The 19,756-nt window shown below is 49.0% G+C and carries 15 protein-coding genes and 2 pseudogenes; 8 read left to right on the top strand and 9 right to left on the bottom strand.

Translation table 11 applies throughout. The features are described 5' to 3' along the window. Window positions 1-54: 54 nt before the first annotated feature. The 4 genes and pseudogenes from D5E69_RS20230 to D5E69_RS20215 all read left to right on the top strand — a co-directional run bounded on the left by D5E69_RS20230 (window position 55) and on the right by D5E69_RS20215 (window position 8,091). Window positions 55-6,273, top strand: a complete 6,219-nt coding sequence (locus tag D5E69_RS20230; protein ID WP_159130138.1) for a SpaA isopeptide-forming pilin-related protein — start codon at window positions 55-57, stop codon at window positions 6,271-6,273. Between the two features lie 23 nt (window positions 6,274-6,296). Beyond that, entirely contained in the window at window positions 6,297-6,878 is a 582-nt protein-coding gene (locus tag D5E69_RS20225) for a class D sortase (protein ID WP_159130137.1), read from the top strand. 394 nt (window positions 6,879-7,272) lie between these two features. Continuing rightward, a pseudogene (locus D5E69_RS20220) lies at window positions 7,273-7,592 on the top strand (hypothetical protein); the annotation flags it as partial. 49 nt (window positions 7,593-7,641) lie between these two features. Further along, window positions 7,642-8,091: a DUF1569 domain-containing protein gene (locus tag D5E69_RS20215; protein WP_148794628.1), complete on the top strand. Its 450-nt coding sequence runs from the start codon at window positions 7,642-7,644 to the stop codon at window positions 8,089-8,091. A gap of 114 nt (window positions 8,092-8,205) precedes the next feature. Here D5E69_RS20215 and D5E69_RS20210 read toward each other — a convergent pair whose 3' ends face one another. After that, window positions 8,206-8,784 carry a hypothetical protein gene (locus tag D5E69_RS20210; protein ID WP_159130136.1) on the bottom strand — a complete coding sequence of 193 codons (579 nt, stop codon included), beginning with the start codon at window positions 8,782-8,784 and terminating at the stop codon, window positions 8,206-8,208. A 302-nt stretch (window positions 8,785-9,086) separates the two neighbouring features. Between D5E69_RS20210 and D5E69_RS20205 the strand changes: the two genes are divergently transcribed. Continuing rightward, entirely contained in the window at window positions 9,087-9,707 is a 621-nt protein-coding gene (locus D5E69_RS20205) for a hypothetical protein (RefSeq protein ID WP_079514432.1), read from the top strand. Between the two features lie 158 nt (window positions 9,708-9,865). Here the strand turns inward: D5E69_RS20205 and D5E69_RS20200 are convergent, their stop codons facing one another. From D5E69_RS20200 to D5E69_RS20190, 3 genes are all read right to left on the bottom strand, one after another. Next, window positions 9,866-10,111, bottom strand: a complete 246-nt coding sequence (locus D5E69_RS20200) for a hypothetical protein (RefSeq protein ID WP_048012464.1) — start codon at window positions 10,109-10,111, stop codon at window positions 9,866-9,868. Between the two features lie 214 nt (window positions 10,112-10,325). Further along, on the bottom strand, window positions 10,326-10,529 hold the full coding sequence (locus D5E69_RS20195; protein ID WP_048012463.1) for a hypothetical protein: 204 nt from the start codon (window positions 10,527-10,529) through the stop codon (window positions 10,326-10,328). A gap of 53 nt (window positions 10,530-10,582) precedes the next feature. Continuing rightward, entirely contained in the window at window positions 10,583-11,452 is an 870-nt protein-coding gene (locus D5E69_RS20190; protein ID WP_249931527.1) for an alpha/beta fold hydrolase, read from the bottom strand. 229 nt (window positions 11,453-11,681) lie between these two features. Between D5E69_RS20190 and D5E69_RS20185 the strand changes: the two genes are divergently transcribed. Both D5E69_RS20185 and D5E69_RS20180 read left to right on the top strand, forming a co-directional pair. Next, window positions 11,682-12,800, top strand: coding sequence for a transglutaminase-like domain-containing protein (locus D5E69_RS20185; RefSeq protein ID WP_213085563.1), 1,119 nt, complete (start codon window positions 11,682-11,684; stop codon window positions 12,798-12,800). A 262-nt stretch (window positions 12,801-13,062) separates the two neighbouring features. Then, window positions 13,063-13,470: a hypothetical protein gene (locus D5E69_RS20180; protein ID WP_053072179.1), complete on the top strand. Its 408-nt coding sequence runs from the start codon at window positions 13,063-13,065 to the stop codon at window positions 13,468-13,470. A 114-nt stretch (window positions 13,471-13,584) separates the two neighbouring features. Here the strand turns inward: D5E69_RS20180 and D5E69_RS20175 are convergent. The 5 genes and pseudogenes from D5E69_RS20175 to D5E69_RS23435 form a co-directional block, all read right to left on the bottom strand. Beyond that, window positions 13,585-13,901: pseudogene (locus tag D5E69_RS20175) on the bottom strand (AtuA-related protein). Beyond that, entirely contained in the window at window positions 13,883-15,214 is a 1,332-nt protein-coding gene (locus D5E69_RS20170) for an acyclic terpene utilization AtuA family protein (protein ID WP_159130133.1), read from the bottom strand. Before D5E69_RS20170 ends, D5E69_RS20175 begins: the two are co-directional and overlap by 19 nt. Window positions 15,215-15,231: 17 nt before the next feature. After that, entirely contained in the window at window positions 15,232-16,527 is a 1,296-nt protein-coding gene (locus tag D5E69_RS20165) for a CitMHS family transporter (protein ID WP_159130132.1), read from the bottom strand. A 225-nt stretch (window positions 16,528-16,752) separates the two neighbouring features. Beyond that, the gene (locus D5E69_RS20160; RefSeq protein WP_249931526.1) at window positions 16,753-18,093 is read right to left on the bottom strand and encodes a sigma-54 interaction domain-containing protein; all 1,341 of its coding nucleotides are present in this window, start codon (window positions 18,091-18,093) and stop codon (window positions 16,753-16,755) included. Between the two features lie 96 nt (window positions 18,094-18,189). Then, window positions 18,190-18,360 (bottom strand): hypothetical protein, encoded by a 171-nt coding sequence (locus tag D5E69_RS23435; protein WP_187427033.1) that lies wholly within the window; start codon window positions 18,358-18,360, stop codon window positions 18,190-18,192. 220 nt (window positions 18,361-18,580) lie between these two features. Here D5E69_RS23435 and D5E69_RS20155 point away from each other — a divergent pair, with 220 nt between their 5' ends. Then, window positions 18,581-19,228: an SDR family oxidoreductase gene (locus D5E69_RS20155; protein WP_159130130.1), complete on the top strand. Its 648-nt coding sequence runs from the start codon at window positions 18,581-18,583 to the stop codon at window positions 19,226-19,228. The last annotated feature ends 528 nt before the right edge of the window (window positions 19,229-19,756 follow it).

Here is a 19,756-nt window from a genome sequence, read left to right as displayed (position 1 = left end):
CCACGTTCAGGTCGTTGGCTAGGAAGGCAAATTATAGAAAAAAGGATGGGGAAGATGAAAAGAAGCTTATCCGTTTCACTGATTATCATGCTCATACTCCAGACATTGGCCACAGGGATCTTTTCACCGAGAGCGCAGGCACAAGGAACAGCAGAGGATCTCTTTCAAACGGTCGAATATCTGACCGATGAGGGAGAAACCGTACAGAACGATGGGACACAGAACATTACCAGCATGAACATCCATTGGACCCTCGAGGGTTCAACGGTTACAGCCGATCAACCTTATCACAAGGAGATTCCGGAACCGCTTAAGGTGGAAGCGGCCCAGGAAGGGGAGCTTCTCGCCGGTGATGAGGCCATTGGCCGCTATACGGCTGATGGGGAAGGCCTGAAGGTAGTGTTCAATGAAGCAGCAGCCGACCATCCTGAAGCGAATGGGGAAATCTCCATTTCCGTTGTGAGTGAAGTAGAGGAAGTGGAACCTCCTGCGGAAGAAGAAACGGAGGCCCCTGTGAACGAAGAGGTGAAGGAGTCTGAAGCTGAGGCCCCTGCCGAAGATGACACGGTGAAGGAGGAGACGGTCGAGGACGACACCGCTGAAGCCGATGCACCGGCCAAAGAGGAAGTGATAGAAGAGGACGAGAAAGAAAAGAAAGAAGAAGTGAAGAAAAGCGCGGCCGTGGATGGGATCATCATAGAAAACATCCTCACCAAAGCGACCCTTTCCTTCGAAGACCGCCAAGGCAATCCACAGGATAAGCCGACCGTAGACTCCCTTGTGTCGGTGAAGTACGAATGGGCCCTGAAGAATGGTCATGGCTATAAGGGTGGGGACGTGTTCAAGTTCAACATGCCACCGGAGCTGAAAATCTATGATGAGATCGTCCGTTCCGAAATGAGGTTCAATGATGAGATTGTCGGCTACTTCTCTGTGAACAAGCAGGGAGAAGCAACCGTCGAGTTCACGGACTTCATCGAGCAGTTCTCGAATATCAAAGGAACGCTGGAAGTATGGACCGAGCTTGATAAAGAGACGATCGTGACGGAAGATAAGACGATCGTCATCACGCCCATCGAGGGTCAGGAATCCATTACGATCGAAATCGACTATCCATCAAAAGGCGCTGATGTGAGCAAAAAAGGGGACCCGAATCGCGCCTATAATGCCGAAACGATCAAATGGACGGTCGATTTTAATAAGAATCTTGGAGATTTGAAGAATGCAAGACTCGAAGACCCGATCCAGGAAGGTCAGGAGCTGAAGGAAGGCTCGATCAAGCTCTATCATCTGGAGACGAAGTTGAACGGGGAAACGACCCTGGGAGCAGAAGTATCACCGGGTGACTATACGATCGCGAAGACGGCAGGCGGGCAGGATTTCGCCATTGACTTCAATGATGATATCCATCTTGCTTACCGCCTTGTATACGAAACGAATGTGACGGACGAGGATCAAACCGACTTCAAGAATAAGGCGACCTTGACCTCCGATGGCGGGGAGAAATCGGCAGAAGCCACGGTGAAGGTCCAGAGGGGGCAGCCGCTTCAGAAGCGTGTCGTCGGATATGATGCAGCCAAGCAGCTCATCACGTGGGAAGTCCGGTATAACTATAACCAAAAGAACATCGCCCAAAAGGATGCCGTCCTCGAGGATTTCTTCAATGGATCACAGGAACTGCTCAAGGACACCCTGACGGTCAATGAAATCACGATCAATGAGAACGGAAATGAATCCGGCAGCACCCCGTTCACGAACTACGACGTGGTGGACAAATCCGATGGGAACCGCAGTGGGTTCACCCTTCAATTCAAGCAAGATATCGATGCTGCCTACAAGATCACCTATCAAACGAAAGCCATCGACCGCGTCTATGAAAATGAAAACATCGTCAATGAGGTGACGACGGGTGAAATCAGGAAGGATGCAGGCCAGACGATCGGCCAGCAGATCCTATTCAAGCACCACGGCTCACCGAATTACAAAGACAAAACGATCCCATGGACAATCAACTTCAACCTGGATGAGCAACTCATGAAGAATGTCGTCCTCAAGGATGATTTCACGAATAAAGGTCTCACGTTCAAACGGGAAACATTGAAGATCGAGACCAAAGGAAAAACCCTCATCGAAGGGACGGACTATACCCTCGAAGAAGTGGAGGATGGCTTTGAAATCGTCTTCCTGAAGGATATCAGCACCTCACACCGCATCACCTATACGACCGCCTTCGATTACGAGAAGAGAGCGGATAAAGGGAAAAAGTATCTGGAGAACAAAGCCGAATTGTTCTGGAAGGATGAGCAGGGGAAAGACCGGACATTGGAGGCCATCTCCCGGTTCACCCCTGATTCCTATACCCAGTTCAACGGCTTCAAGAACGGGTCCTATAATGCCGTCGATAAGCTTCTGACTTGGAATGTCGGCGTGAACTATAACCTGAAGCAGCTCGATCAGCTCCGCGTGGTCGATTACATGCAGGGGAATCAGAAGCTCGTGGAGGATTCCATCGCAGTGTACCGGATGGATCTTACGGGTGGAGGCAACGGCACGAGGGACGGTGAACGGGTACCGGCGAGCGATTATACCGTCAAGATGATCGATAACGACAAGGGGGAGCGAGGCTTCGAGATCATCTTCAAAAACCCGGTCGATTCTCCATATAAAATCACTTACAAGACCAGTGTGAAGGATGTAAGCCTCGTCCAGGCATCCTATAAGAATACGGCCACGGTCTACAATGGAGAGAAGAAGGAAACGGATCTTAATGCCTCCGTTTCGATTCCGAACGGAGACACGTATACAGCCAAGTCAGGCAAGCAGAACGGCAAGGTCATCGACTGGAAGATCAACATCAACTTCGGTCAGTCCACCGTTCAAAAAGCAAGGATCCTTGATACACCGAGTCCGAATCAGATGCTGATCAAGGACTCCTTCAAGCTTTACTCCACGACCGTGGAACCGAACGGGAACGTGAAGAAGAAGGAGGAACTGACGGAAGGAAAGGATTACGTCCTGACGCTCAAGGAGGACCCGGATTCCTTCACGATCGACTTCAAGGAAGAAGTATCCACCGCTTACATCCTGGAGTATCAATCACTCATCCTCGAGAAGGTCGGTGGGAAAGTCAGCAACACCGTCGACTTCAAAGGTGAAAATGCCAGGGAAGATGTGAAGAAAGGCGAAGCATCGATCATTGTGCAGAGGACCGGAGGAAAAGGGGACGGAAGCGGGGAAGTCGGTGGCCTTCAGGTGAAGAAGGTCGACAAAGAGACAGGGGATGTGTTGAAAGGCGCGACCTTCTCCCTTAAAGACCCGGTTAACGGCGTCACCATCGCCACCGCCACGTCGGATGAAGACGGGATCGCCACATTCAACCGCCTGCTCTATGGCGACTATATCCTCATGGAAGATTCAGCTCCAGACGGCTATCTGAAGGGCTTCGAGTCCAAGGAAGTGACCATTGATCAGCCGTACGACCCGAAAGATGATACCAAGCCGGGCAATACGATCACCGTGGATAATACCAAGATCAAGCAACAGGTGGAACTGACCAAGATCGATGAAGAAACGAAATCTGTCCTCCCGGGCGCTGTCTTCGATCTGAAGAACAGCAAAGGCGAAGTGGTCAGGTCCGACCTGAAAACGGATGAATCCGGTAAGATCGTCGTGAAGGACCTTGAACCGGGTACCTACACATTCGTTGAGAAACAGGCGCCTGACGGATACAAAGGATCAGGCAAAGAATATGAGGTCACCATCAAGAAGGACCAAACCGAATCCACCACCATCACCGTGACCAATGACATCATCAGAGGCGGCGTCGAGCTGACGAAGCTGAGTGAAGATGGAACCACACTCAAGGATGCCGTCTTCAATCTCGTCGGGGTAGACGTGGATGAGCGCAGAAACAATCTGACAACCGACGAGGATGGAAAGCTGGTCATCACTGACCTGAGACCGGGAAGCTACGAACTGATTGAGACACAGGCACCGAAAGGACATGATCTGAAAAGTGAGCCACTCACATTCGAGATCGTCAAAGGCCAAACGGAGCACCTGAAGCTGACGTTTGAAAATGACCAGACGACGGGATCTGTCCGGATCCTCAAAGTAGGAGAAGAAGGGAAGAAGCTTGAGGGTGTCACCTTCGACCTTCAAAAAGAAAATGGAGAAGAGATTCGTAAAGGACTCACCACGGATGCAAACGGAATCCTCCTCGTGGAAGATCTGAAGCCGGGCAATTACAGGCTCGTAGAGAAGCAGACGCTGGATGGGTATCTCGTGGGCAAAGATCCCGTTCATCCGTTCACCATCGAGCTTGGACAGGAAAAAACGCTTGAAATCACCATCACCAACGATCTGAAACGCGGGGCCGTGGAACTCACCAAGCTGGGTGAGGACAAGGAAAAGCTCGCGGATGCCGTCTTCAAGCTTCTTGATGCCGATGGCAAGGAAGTGAAGACCGACCTGAAGACCGATGAGTCCGGCACCATCACCGTGACCGACCTGCTGCCGGGTACGTATTCGTTCGTGGAAACCGCAGCACCTAAGGGGCATGTACTCGATGAAACCCCTCTGACCTTTGCGATTCCATTCAATCCGCAGGAACCGTTGAAGATTACGAAGGAAAATGAGCGTTCCACCAGCTCCGTTGTTTTGGAGAAAATGGGAGAGGACGACAAGCTCCTTGAGGGTGTCACCTTCGACCTTGTCCGCGAGAACGGTGAGCCGGTCCAAGGCGGAACAGGATTGAAGACGAACGCCGAAGGAAGGATTCAATTCGATGGCCTGAAACCAGGGAACTATCAGTTCATCGAAACGGCAAGCATCGATGGCTATGTCCTTGGAACCGGCCCGATTTCATTCGAGATCAAGCTTGGGCAGGAAACGGCAACCAAGGTGAAGGCCATCAATGTGCTGAAGACCGGCTCGGTCCAGCTGCAAAAAGTCGGGGAAGAGAAAGAAGCACTGGAAGGAGCGGAATTCACACTCCGAAATAAAGAAACAGGGGAAGAATGGAAGGGATTGACCACGGATGAAGACGGCATCATCACCGTCGACAACCTGAAGCCTGGTCACTACCAGTTCATTGAAACCAAGGCCCCGTTCGGCCACATACTTGACGAAATACCGGTGGACGTGGAAGTGGTCTTCGACCCGGATCAAGAAATCCCTGCCACTGTCACCATTGAAAACGAACGTGCCACAGGCTCCGTCATCCTGACGAAAAAAGGGGAAGAGGGCCACACACTTGAAGGCGTGAAGTTCGATCTGTGGAGAACGGACGGGACTTTGATCGCAGAGAATCTGACCACCGATGAGAATGGCGTGCTCAAAGTCGATGACCTGAAGCCGGGCAGCTATCAGTTCGTGGAAACGGAAACGCTCGCAGGCTATGACCTCCCATCTGAGCCGATCCCATTTGAGATCGAGCTTGGCCAAGAGACTGCACTGAACGTAGAGGTCATCAATGACCTGACAACAGGCTCCGTACTATTGACGAAGATCGATGAGGAAGGCTACCTCCTTGAGGGCGCCCTGTTCGACCTGACTGATGGAGAAGGGAACGTCTTGGCAAAGGATCTCGAGACGGATGAAGACGGTGAACTCTTCATCGACGGACTGAAGCCGGGCAACTACCAGCTGATCGAGACACAGGCACCGTACGGATATGAGCTCGATGACGAACCGATTCCATTCGAAATCGTGAAGAGTCAACAAGAAACCCTTGAGATCGTCTTCGAAAATCTCATGATCCTTGGAAACCTGAAAATCCTGAAAGTCGACAGCCAAACCGATCGCAAGCTCCAAGGAGCGGAGTTCGACATACTCGATGAAAACGGAGAAATCCTCCTGTCCGTCGCCACGGATGAAGAAGGCGAAGCCTATATAGAAGGACTGGTGCCAGGCACCTACAGCCTGGTGGAAACCAAAGCACCGGACGGCTATGTCGCATCGGATGAGCCGATTCCATTCACAGTGGAAGTAGGGCAAGAAGGCGTGATCACGATTGTGGTCAAAAACGATGCCAAAGAAAAGCCGCCTGTACCAGAAGAACCGGAAAAACCGACAACACCGACCAAGCCATCCGGACCATCCGAACCTGCAAGCGGGACCCCGATGGACTCAACCCCATCCGGCACACCGAAAAACACCCTGCCGTACACCGGTGAAGAGTGGATGCGCTACCTCATGTACGCAGGTCTCCTGTTCATCTCGGCAGGAACGATCGTCATCACGGCCAGAAGGAAACGCGGAATCGAAGAGTGATCTGACTAGTGGAGGATGAGCCCATGAAGAAAAAAACAAAGGCAGGACTGTCCCTTGTACTGATCGGACTCATCCTGCTCTCCATCCCATTCGTGTATGAATGGCAAAAGGATAAAGAAGTAGCCGCTCTGGAAGAGGCCCTTTCCCTTATCGAACGGGCAGAAGGAGAACCGGTCGATCTCTCAAGCGTCCGGAACTTATCGGTGTCAGAGGATCAGCTGAAGGATGTCCTGGAACTCGAAATCCCGGCCATCGACCTGAAGGAAAAGGTCCTGCCCGAACCGACCCAAGAAAACCTCAGCATCGCCCTAACCCAGATCAAATCGGACCAAACCCCCGGCAAAGGCAACTTCACCATCGCCGGGCACAGGGGGTACAGGGGAGACCGTCACTTCCGCCAGCTTCCTGAAGTCGAAGCCGGCGAAAAGGTCCTCCTCCACCAGGGCAGCACCACATACGAATACATCATCGACAGCACCACCATCATCGATCCCACCGACACCCACGTCCTGGACGATCAACCAAACAAAAATCAAATCACCCTCGTCACCTGCACCCTCGACGGCACCCAACGGATTATTCTGACGGGTACTTTGGTTGGGTGATGAGGGAAAGGTAAGTAATTAAAGCTCCCTGTATAAGGGAGCTTTTTTGAGGAGTAAAACAAAAAATTTACCGTGACATAGTGGAACAAGGAAAAGGCGCCTTTCTTTGCAGCTCCATAATTGCAATTTATTTGACCACAGAACATTTTTTAGGGTGTGATGATCCAGTCGTGCCTAAGCTATTTTTAACAAGGCTATGTTAAAGACTGTTGTTAATAATTGAATTTTTAGAACATTCGTTCTACAATGAGGGTAACAACTAAAGGCTGGTGATGAAAATGAGAACGACAGATATTCTCAACAGAAAAACAAGGACTGCGAGCATTTCTCATAGATGCTCTCACTGCCTCATCTTCAACAGGAAACACTTTACAAGAGTTTTCTGAACGGCAAATACGCTACTAACAAATGTATGGCCATTTATCAATTCAAATCAGACGGAAAGGTCCGCACAAAGGGTCTTTATCATATTCAAAACGTCAACAGTTATCACAGTAAACTGAAAAGATGGATACAGAGATTTAACGGCGTGGCAACTAAGTACCTTTATAACTACCTTGCAAAGTATCCAACATCAACTTAACGAAGTTACGGTCAATGATATGATAATTAAAAGAGGATTTAATTCTAATTGTTGAAACATTTGATAAACTGAGGTTATTTAAATTCACAATAAGCATACTCTTTATTCAACTAACGGAGCAGTATAGATGAACAATTAATTAGGGATATGTGGTAACAAATATGCAAAGGGGGCACAAAAATGAAGGATATTTTTAATCAGTCGCACGCAGAAGAAATTCTAAATAGAATCAACAATTTAAGCCCAAATTCCAAACCACAATGGGGCAATATGGATGTTGCAAAAATGCTGGCACATTGTTCATCCTTTCAAGACATTGCAATGGGAAACACTTTTCCTTCGAGAGGTTTATTAGGGAGATTAATTGGGAAGTTTGTGAAACCAATTTTATATAATGACAAGCCATTACCCCGAAATATGTCCACAATCCCTACAATTTTGATTGTAGATGAAAGAGAATTTGATACAGAAAAGGAGAAATTAAAACAAAAAATTATAAATTTTCAAAATAAGGGTACTCAAGAGTGTGCAAATCACCCACATCCTTTTTTCGGGAAACTTACTTCTGAGCAATGGGGAAAAGGAATTTATAAGCACCTTGACCATCATTTAAAACAATTTGGAGTTTAGTAAACCAAAGAAAACACTTACAAAAAATAGAAGTGTTTTTGTCATAATAAAAAACAACATTAAGCTTTAACAAAGTCTTTAACAAAAAAAGACCTCCGCTAAATTAGAAGGTCTTCACTCATTTCTTTTGTCTGACAGGCAGGGGGCGGACTGCCCGATCAAGGTGGGAACAGTGATTTCTTTTTCCTCCTCAGAGGAAGGGGGAAGGGCACTGATTCGCATATCAATGGCCTCCTCGATGGTGTCGGCCTGCTCAAGATACAAAAAGTCCTTCAGGACGGGGATTTCGTCCGAGTACTGCAGCTCGGGTGGAAGGGGGAGCAGGTCGGCTGCCTGGGAGAAATGGGTGTTGATGGTTTCCTGCGCCGACAGGACGGCTGCTTCATTGGCCCTTGAGATCTTCAGTCCGTTATAGATCGTCGGAATGATGACGATGGTGAAGGTGATGAACGGATACGAGCTGAGGGCGATGTCCATTGTATGGAAGAATTTCGCATGAAGGGAAATCCAGAGCATATCGAGTACAGGTAATAAGACGAAATAAAACAGTGACAGGATGCCGATCGTCCACAGTAACAAGAACAGAATCCCCGTCATGCGCCGCCTCTTCACAATGATCGCCTCGCAGTGCTCGACCTCTTTCAGGAGGTACTCGACTTCCTCCAGCCTTTCAAGTGCTTCTTCCCGGTTCACGAAAATCCCCTCCTTTAAGAACGAACAGAGTAATTAGTATTCTTTCCCCGGTCCTTATATAAACGAAACCTTCTCTTCCATCTTTTTGAAGGGGTTTTTGGGATATTTAGGATGGGTACTTATTCTGAAAGTGATGGGCAGATCAGTAGCAATAAGCGTTTAAGTACAGGTAGTTTTCCATGTGAGAATGCATCGTAGTAAAGCGCTGAAATCATCCCAAAGTCCCTATTTACAAACCTATCCAGAATCTCTAGAATGGTCAATGTGTGTAAAATGCAACCAAAAATAGGGAGTGAAGGAATATGAAGAAATTAGCGGTGGGCATGCTTGTTCTTGCTCTATTGCTGGCGGGATGCTCGTCATCTGACAGCAGCGGGAAAGCAGATACAAAGAAAGATGAAAAGGAAGAAAAAGTAGTGAAAAAGGGTCTTTTGAACGTGGAAATTACATTACCGGCTGAGTTCACCGAAGGGCAAGATGTCGATGATATGATAAAACAGGCGAAGGAAGAAGGCGTGAAGGAAGTCAAGAAGAACGATGACGGCTCCCTGACATACGTCATGTCCAAAGCGGATCATAAAAAGATGATGAAAGAAATGGCTAAGGGTATGGAAGAGTCTATTGATGAAGCAAAGGACGGCTTTGAGTCCATCGAAGATATCACCTACAATAAGGACTTCACTGAATTCACCATGCTGGTAACGGATGAGGAATCCTACAAAAACAGCATGGATGCATTTGCCTCCATCACAGTAGGGATGACGGGGATGATGTACCAGGTATTTGACGGGAAGGACCGTGACAAGATCAAGATCAAAGTAGCCGTCGAGGATAAATCGACAGGCAAGCAGTTTGATGAAATCATTTATCCAGATGCGATGGATGATTTAAAAGAAGAAGCTGAAGCGGGTACAGAGGAATAAGCAAAGTAGTGCCTAAAAAGTGCCCTGTGGGAAAGACGTGAATAGTCTCCCTACAGGGCACTTTTTGTTTGATGACCATGAACACCTATACACTTTTTGATAAGGAGAAAATCCAGCAAAAAGGCCACCGCACATATCGCGGTGACCTACTCGTGTTTTTACTGCCCAAACACCCGGTTATTATAATTACTTGCTGCAACGGCTCCCCAGATCATACACACGATGTGTGTGAAGAAGAGGCCGATACCGAATGTCAGGAATCCGACCACGAATTCGATGGCAATCATGATGAGGGCTCCTGCTACGGTTGAGTAGAGCATTCCCAGGGATCCGAAGAAGAAGGTGAGGACGAGGGAGAGTCCGACGCTTTTGCGCGGGACGGCAATGACTGTGCGTTCACTCATAAGAGGTGGCTCCTTTCTTGGTACATACAGATTTTTATAGATATGTATAATGGCATGATATAAAATACCTATCTATTATCTAACCGCATTATGGGTATTTTTTCAAGGGGGGTGACAAAAAAAGGTTCAGTCGGCTGCAACTAGGACTCCCTATGTTTATTGAAGCAGGTACGGGAAAAAATAAAACGGCGGTGCAGGGACCGCCGTTTCATGATTATAGCTTGATCTTGGGAGCGAGGGGCTGAAGGGAACATCCGGTCGTGACGCCAAGGACGATGCCCATGACGATCCGTAGGACCATATCCTCGAATATGGGAGCAAATACAACGAGGCCGATGGTCATACCGATCACCATTCCGGCTACGTAGAGCAGGACTGGGTTCAGTCTTTGTTTATCAAAGGGGTGACTCCTTCCCATCGTTTGAATCGTACGTCACGAATTTCCAAATTGGTGACAACAGCCCTTTGGAGTCAGTCCTTCTTCAAGAACGCCCTCATATAGGCATTTACTTCTTCAGGCTTCTCGTGCTGCGGCGCATGTCCGACGCCTTCGAAGCGGTGGATGGTCAGATCGCTCACATAGTCTCCGAGGCCATCGAGATTACTGTTTTCAAAGGCGGAATCAGCGTCTCCCCAAAGGATGAGCGTCGGTGCGTTAAACATGTCATGCTTCAGGTCAAGAGGCTTTTGCACATGCTCTTCGAACGGGAAGAAGGAGATGGCGCGATAGTAATGAAGCATGGATTTCATGGCATCCGGCTGTGTCCAGGCGTCGACGTATTTGTCTTCGTCGGCTTCGGTCAGATAGCCTTTTTTCTTCCCTGGCTCCGTCATCATCTTCCGTAGACGTCCGGCTTCATTCGCCAGCAGGATCTCATGGGAATCATCCTGTTGGAAGAAGCCCATGTAGCTGCTCGCTTCACGCTGTGCCGGATTGTTGGCAAGCTCCCTGCGGAATGTGTACGGATGTGGCGCATCGAACATGATCAGGTTCTTCACATATTCAGGGTGGGTGTAGGCGAATGTCCAGGCAATGGCACCGCCCCAGTCATGGGCGACAAGGGTACAGTCCTTTTCTCCGAATGCCTCGATCAGCTGTCTGACGTCCTCGACGAGCGTGGACATCTCATAGGACTCGATCCCTTCAGGCTTTTCGGACAGATTGTATCCGCGCATATCCACGGCGACGACGCGGTAGTCCTTCGAGAACTCCTCGAGCTGATGATGCCAGTTGTACCAGAAGTAGGGGAACCCGTGGAGGAACAGCATGAGCTCTCCTTCGCCCTCCGTTACATAGTGCAGGTTGACATCATTTACTTTTACGAATCCATCTTTCAACATATCAATCATCCTCTCAAACGTGTTAGCAGAGAGAAAGATTACGCCTCTTCCATGTGGATATCAACCAACTTGCATTACACTTTACCGAATCGGTAGGGAAGTCCTGCGGAACTTGAAAGAGTTGGGAGGAGAATGGGAAGAAATCTGGAATGGTAACGTATAAGGATACTGTAAAGGGACTGATGAAAAGATGAAGAGTTTCCATGTTCGTTATGCGTATAAAAATTCAGTGTGCCCGACACTCTCCCTTTGGATGGTGATTCCTTCAGGTGCAGTAGTGACAGGGGAGCAACCCAAGACGGTGACTGCCCTTCCCACGGGCGAAGAGCTTGGTTATTTTGTTCTTGAAGAAGGGACGGAAATGGAAGTCACCTTTGAGCAAGGCGAATACACGCCGGATCAACAGGAGCTGTCTGCTGGGGAGCGTCTGTTTTACCTCAGGGATACGACGCTTTCTTCTATAGATGAGGTGAAGGAGAAGACACAGGAGCTGACGGGTCATTTGACGGATCCGAAGGAAAAAGCACGGGTGATCTTCATGCACATCGTCAAGGGGTTCCGTTACGTTTATCCCCCTTCCGAAAGGGGTGTGGCATCATTTCTTCAGACGGGAAAGGGCGACTGCGGGGAATTCTCCTTCCTGTTTACGGCCATGTGCCGGGCGGCAGGGGTGCCGGCACGGACCATCGTGGGGAGCTGGGCAAACGGAAAGATGAACGCCCATGTCTGGAATGAGTGCTACATTGAAGGGGAGGGATGGATCCCCGTCGATACAAGCATGGCGAATATTCAGAAGCGGCAGCCTCATCGCTTCTTTGGCAGCGATGTTCCCACGCTGTACTGGGAACGTTATTTTGGAAGGACAGAGGGAAGACGCATCGTCTTCTCAAAAGATGCGGAACTGCCTTTGATGCCTGCTTATGAGGACGAAGAAGATCCTGTCCTATTCAACGTCCTGCCCATCAATGGGCAATCGTTTTGCTGGGGGCAGCAGTCACTCGACGGAGCGGCGCCGTATCTTCAGCCGGTGTACATAAAATTCGATGACAACGTACCATACCGGGACCTAGGGGTCACAGAGCTATTGGGAACCTGGAAGGTGAAAGGACCCCCATGGTTGGAAGGAACGGTTTATATTAAAAGGGCTTTGTTTTTCATCGGTTTGGTGGGAGTGCTTTTGTCATGGGTCACGGGTGGAGGCATCTTTGACCTCGTGTACACCGGATCGTTCATGGGGTATGCCTTGATCTCACTCGTGAGGAAAGAGCGGGTGATGGCATTTGGGATCGTATTCATTCTGATGGCCCTGTCTTTTGTGGCAGCATGGGGAAAAACGGGGGGAGTGTAAAGGGGTTCTCTTTTTCGGCTGGGGAACCTTTAGAATTCAAAAAGGAACTACCACAACGAAAAAATATTCTAAGAATTTCCTCCTAGGGATTAAGTAGCTACCGACCTGGGTAAAGATATGAGAAACTTACATAATTAGGGATTCGTGACCGAGATCTGGAGGGCATCAAATCTCACAAACAACATAGAAGGAGTAAGAGAATGGAAAAAAGAGAGATCAAATGTAATGAAACAACAAGACCGGTGCGGAGAGGTGAAGGGAAATGAAGAGATTACCAGAATTTTTATTAGGATTAATCGGAGGGCTTCTCGGAATCTGTATGTCCTTTTTTGGATTATTCTTGGGGTGGGCCTTCTTCGATGAGGGTGACTCGGATGCAGGAATGATCACCGTTTTCTTGACGATCGGTTTCCTTTTGGTGCAGGTTGGGGGACTCGTGGTCGGGTGCCTTGCCAATCGCATGAATAATAAAGTATTCGGTGGAATCATGATTGGAGTGGGAGTCCTTAGTTTTCCTCCATCGATCTTCCTGATGTTCATTCCAGCAGGGCTGTATATTGCCGCCGGTGCCATCGCATTCCGTGAGGTCAAGCCGAAGGAAGATGAGACCCATATTCCGTTTGATAATGAAAAGAAAGTGGCTTTTGAGAAGGAGAATGAATTGATGTAACGGCCGCTTTACGCGAAAGATCCATGACGGGGCGGCCCAGGATGGAGAACCTTCTGGAAAGTTCGTCATGCATGTAAAAGGACCTCACCTGTGACGGGTGGGGTCCTTGTTGTTTCAAGGTCGCTCAATCTCCATTTCCAAGACGGCGCTGCTTATGCTCTTTCCATGCGTATCGAGCGCAATGGATGTGGTCACACCCCGAGCAGAGCCTGTTCGCATACAAAGTTCAACGCTTTGATAGTGGGTAGTTCGTATCGTGTGATCGACCCTTTCACGATGTGCCGCAGGTGTTCAGCAAAACGTTCAACCGTTGCCTCAGCTTTAAGTAGATCGTAGTCTTCTTCCTTATAGGGAATGAGGGAGAAGTTCAGCGTATTTCCTTTGTCTCCTGTGCGGCTGTGGGCCACTTCGATCAATTTGATTGTTGCCATGAGGATCCCTCCAGTAGCTCAGAATGAGACGTGATCAGGGAGCGGTCCATGAAGGTGGAGACCACTCCGATCACTTCTTCGACCCGCTTGCGTACACCGCCGCCACCGGCTGGACCGTTTGTATAAAGCGCTTCGACTTCATGACCTATCCTGACAGCCTCTTTTCGTGATGGACATAGGGAAGCCACGCGTAGTCGGACCTCGTATGGACGAAAGCCTTCATGTTCACCATGATGGAGAGAGGTCGTACCGATCAAATCGATTTTGACTTCGTCACCCATCCCGCCCAGCCGTTTCTCGAGGATGTCAGCGGCCAGTTGTCCCCGTTCAGTGGCAGTGGAACCTGCATAGGAGATTTCCCCTTCCCCGAGATAGCCGGCATGATAGCCGAGGGACACCTTTAATGTATCCGGGCGTTTTCGCCCCGTCGCTCCTTGGACCTTGACGGTATCGGGTCCGACTTCTTCAATGATGACCGTGCTGAAGTCCGCCACGCAATCAGGCGTGAAGTAGCTTGTCGGATCATGTACCTCATATAGGAGCTGCTCCTTCACAGTCATGGCGTTTACCACTCCCCCTGTCCCCGGCAATTTGGTCAGGATGGCCGTACCGTCTTCCTTGACGGAAGCGATGGGGAAGCCGAGATTGTCGAGGTGATCGACGGGTTTATACAATGGATCCGCAAAATACCCTCCCGTCACCTGTCCGGCACATTCCAACAAGTGTCCGACCAGGGTCCCCTGACCTAGGAGCTGGTAATTGGTTTGATCCCATTGGTAGTGATGGATCATGGGGGCGAGGAACAGGGAAGGATCCGCGACCCTGCCTGTCACAATGATGTCTGCTCCTGATTCCAGGGCTGGCAGGATGGCCTCTGCCCCAAGATAGGCGTTCGCGCTTATCAGAGGTGTGTATTCTTCAACAGGCTTTTGAGTTTCATGCACGATGGCATGAGGATTTAGTTTGGACAGAACATCATCGCCAATGACTGCTGCTACCTTACAATCCAGCTCCATTTCCTCTGCTACCTCTTGAATCTTTCTGGCCGCTGCGGTAGGGTTGGCCGCGCCCATATTGGTGATCAACCGCACGTTATGAGAGAGAAGGGAAGGGAGTAAAAGCCGAATTCTTTCTTCCAGATACTCATTGAATCCAAGATCCGGATTCATCCGTTTTTGTTGTTGCGAAAGGGCAATGGTCCGTTCCGCCAAGCCCTCCAGGATCAGATAGTCGATGTTTCCGTTCTCGACAAGGGCAAGGGCAGGCTCGATCCGATCACCTGCAAACCCGGTTCCAGCTCCGATTTTTAGCATAATGAACACTCCTTAATTTACGAAAATGAAAGGGCTCCGGTAATGAATGCGGCAATCGTCATCACAATGGTGGATCCGAATGCCCATAGGAAGATGAAACGCTGATGGTCCCCGAGCTCGACGCGGGCTAAACCGATGAGAAGGAATGTCGCTGCCGTAAGGGGACTCAGTGGAAAGCCCGTGGTCATCTGCCCTAGGATAGCGGCTCTGCCGATGACTTCGGGAGCAATCCCGTAGGCGGCTGCCGTCTCACTTAAGACAGGCAGCACACCAAAATAATACGCATCAGGGGTGAAGACCAGGCTCAGGGGCATGCTGGTAATGGCAACGAATAGCGCCATGAAGGACCCAGTGCTTTCTGGTATGACACTCACCATGGCAGTCGCCATTGCTTCAATCATCCCCGATCCTGATAGGACGCCGGTGAAGATACCGGCAGCGAAGATGATGGAAACGACAGAGACCATTCCGTTAGCTTGCTCGGTGATGCGGTCCTGCTGATCTTTCGGTTTGGGATAATTGATCAGGAGGGCGATAGCAAAGGCCACCATGAATATGACTGGAAGTGGTAGCCAAATCTTGATCAGGGCAACAATTGTGATGACCGTAATCAATAGGTTGAGCCAGATAAGCTTCGGCCGACGTGTTGTTCGCTCCTCTTCACTCAGTTCAGCGTGGAAGTCGTAGTTGAATTCCTTGATACCAACCCGTTTGCGTTCTCTCTTCCCGATGATATAGCTGACGAACAAGACCCAAATCAGTCCAATTCCCATGGCAGGAAGAAGGGGGTTGAAGATCAACGACACATCGACCCCTAGGGAACTTGCAGCCCGTGCTGTCGGTCCTCCCCAAGGAACCATGTTCATGACGCCACAGCTAAGTGCGGTGACCCCTGTAAGGACGAGTCGGCTCATGCCAAGTCGATCATAGATCGGCAATAGAGCTGGGATTGTAATGAGGAAGGTTGAGGCCCCTGAACCATCCAGATGGGTGGCCATGGCAATGAGGGCTGTCCCCATGACAATCTTGAGTGGATCGCCCTTGACCAGTTTCAGGACGTTTGAGATGAACGGGTCAAACAGTCCGGCCCGGTTCATGATTCCGAAGAACAGGATGGCGAACGCCAGCATGATGCCGGTTGGGGCCACACCCGAGATTCCTGCGAGAATCATTTCCCCAAGTTCCGAAATGGACGACGTGAACAGGCCGAACACAATGGGAACCAGTATGAGAGCGACGATGACCGATACTCTTTTAGAAAGGATCAGATAAAGAAACACCGCAATGGTTAAAAACCCGAGTAAAGCCAACATAGTATTCTCCTCCTAATAAAAGCGCTTACAACTATACATGCAACAATTGTGCCAAGACAAAAAGCGCATGAGAATAAGGGGTTCGGATAAGGGGATTTCTAAAAGGTTGGAATTTTATTAAGGCAAAAGGGGAGAAACCTATTGGGGGAAGTGAATTCTAACATCTTGGAAATGCGTTTCTATAAAACTGGAAAACGCACAAACAGTCTGTTTATGCGCGAGCAGTCAGGTGATATTCAATTTTGATAGTTTGTTATAGAGGGAAGCAAGGGAAATACCGAGCTGTTTGGCGGCGGCTTTTTTTCCGATCACAGAGGTACCGGTTTTATTTAAAACGCTTACAATCACTTCTCTCTCTGTGTCTCTTAAAACGTCTTCAAGTAGTCGAGGGCTGTCTGTTGGACGGTAGCCTGTCGTTGGGCGAATGGTATCTGGAAGATGCTCCACCGATATGGTGCTTCCTTCACACATGCTGATGGCGTAGTGGACGGCATTCTTCAGTTCCCGTATATTCCCCGGCCATTCATATTGGTGAAGTGTATTCATTGCTTGTGGGGCAACCTGAATCCCCGTGTGCCCCTGCTCTTTAAGGAGTGATGTCAGGATGGCAGGTATATCGTCTTTACGCTTCCTGAGTGGCGGGATGGCCAGTTGGATGGTATTGATCCGATAGAACAAGTCTTCCCTGAACTTTTTGTTCGAGACCATACTGGGCAGGTCTTTATTTGTTGCGGCAATGATCCGTACATCGACCTTTTGTTCTTCAAGACCACCGATTTTACGGAACGTACCTTCTTGAAGTACCCGAAGCAGCTTAGATTGAAGGTCAACCGGCATATCTCCAATTTCATCCAAGAACAGCGTTCCCCCATGGGCAAGTTCGAACAGGCCGCTCTTTCCGTCTTCATTAGAAGAGGTGAAAGCCCCTTTTTCGTAACCGAACAGTTCACTCTCCAGAAGCGCACTTGGGATGGCTGCGCAGTTCACTGGGACGAAGGGAGACGAGGATCGACTGCTGGTATGGTGGATGGATTGGGCCACAAGTTCTTTTCCTGTCCCCGATTCTCCAGTCAGCAGGATGCTCAGGTTCGTGGCGGCGGCTTTCTTTGCCCGTTCGATCATGTGGAGAAGGTCTTTGTTTTGTCCGATGATGTGCGAGAACGTGTAGGTGGCCTGATGAATCCTTCCGAACGCCTGCTTCAACTGTTGTACCCTTTTCCGACTTCGCTTTAATTCCTCAGAAAGCTGATAGACCTCCGGAATGCTCTTGCACACCGATACTGCCCCGACGACCTCGTCATCCTTGATGATCGGAGCCATGTCTACTACATATTCCATGGATTTTTCTTTGCGAAAGACACCTTCCCTGGCTCGTCCATCTTTTAAGACCTGAGGGAGCTTGGCACTGGGACGTACCTGTATTAATGGTTTTCCGATGATTTGTTCTCGTTTGACTCCTGTTATCTGTGTATATTCCTCATTGATCAATTGAACGGTTCCACTCCGGTCAATGACCAGTATTCCGTCATGGATGGCTTCTATAACGCCTTCTAGCCAGTCTACCATCTGATTCTGTGAAAGCATGGAATCCCCCATTTGTTTTTTCTGATAATTTAAATTATATGGTATGTAAGGGGATTATACCACCGCTCACTAATCAATCTATTTCAGCTTGGTGGTGTCTCGCACTTTAATGGATACCACTTCTCCGCATCCGGCACAGATCGTGAAGATCTTCTCCGTCCCCACGCTCATTCTTTTATGAAGAGGTCGAAGATTGATGAAATCCGTTGCCTTGATGAATTCAGTTCCGTTGCATTCTTTGCATGTCATGAACATCTCCTCCTTATACCAATCATACGGTAACAGGAAGTATTTGGTTTCGTTTTGAGAGAAAGTGGAATCGTTCCTTTTACCTGTTTTTAGTAGGTTTCTAGTTCTCAATGTCGTCACAGGGGATATGGACGGAGAGAGTCGTGACGTTTGATGGAGAAATAAAGGGGAATAGATAGGGTATGAACATATTCAGTAAAGTACATTATGGAGGGATATCATGAACGTCTTAGTAATCGGAGCAAACGGACAAGTAGGAACCCAGGTGATCCAACAGCTGAAGGAGTCGGATCATCAATCCGTTGCCCTTGTGAGAAAAGAAGAACAGATCAAAGATCTCGAATCAGCAGGTGCTGATAAAGTCGTACTGGGGGATCTTGAAGAAGATTTCTCCCATGCGTTCGATAATGTGGATGCCGTCGTCTTCGCGGCCGGATCAGGCGGAAGCACAGGCGCTGACAAAACGATGCTCATCGACCTGTGGGGTGCCGTCAAAGCGGTGAACTACGCAGAGAAACATGACGTGAAACACTTCGTCATGCTGAGCGCGACCGACAGTCTGGACCCGGATTCAGAGAGCGACAAGATGAAACCATACGCCGTTGCCAAGCATATGGCCGACGACTATCTGCAAAAATCGTCGCTCGCCTACACAACCGTCCACCCCGGACCATTGAAAAATGATGAACCAACAGGGAAGGTCGACGTGAAGGCAGAGCTGACCGGTGACCCGGGAAGCTATGAGATTCCTCGTGGTGACGTGGCTCGTGTTCTTGTAGGAGCGATCGGGAAGGACAATCTGAAGAAGAAATCCGTGTTCATTAAGAGCGGCGATCATTCTGTAGAGGATGCATTGAGCGGCATTTAATTGGATACATGTTTGACGGAAGCAGGGGATGAATTCCTCTGCTTTTTTTATTTGGTTTGGAGTTGGGAGAGGGAGGTTTGGAGGGTTGGGAGTCGCAAATAATCGCTGATGGTCGATGATAACCTTATTAATTCATATGTATCTTATTTTTTATACAAATAGAGGGATGGCAGAAAAATGAGTTCGCAAATAGAATTGGATTTTTCGCAGATAAATTTCAAAAACGCGCAAGTAAATTTTTGATTTTCGCAAATAATTGAAGGGAATGGGGGTGGGGGAGGTACTGAGAGGGCTTAAAGATGGTCGATTTCAATCAAAATGAGCTAGTTTTAAAGGATTTAGGTGCTCTGGAGGCGGGATCAGTGAAGGGAACTCATGGTAAATGGCCTCCGTTCGCAAATACCCGTACCATTTCACTAGGATACAAAAATTGTAGCAAATTGAGTGCCAGACTGCGTGCCCCGCAAAAAAACACTTGCCAAATCCTCCCTCCACAGCGTACACTGATATTAATTAACAAATCGCAAA

The organism is Rossellomorea marisflavi, assembly GCF_009806575.1.
Lineage (GTDB): Bacteria > Bacillota > Bacilli > Bacillales > Bacillaceae_B > Rossellomorea > Rossellomorea marisflavi_A.
Note: the sequence above shows the minus strand (reverse complement) of the source record. Positions and strands in the feature narration are given on the sequence as shown.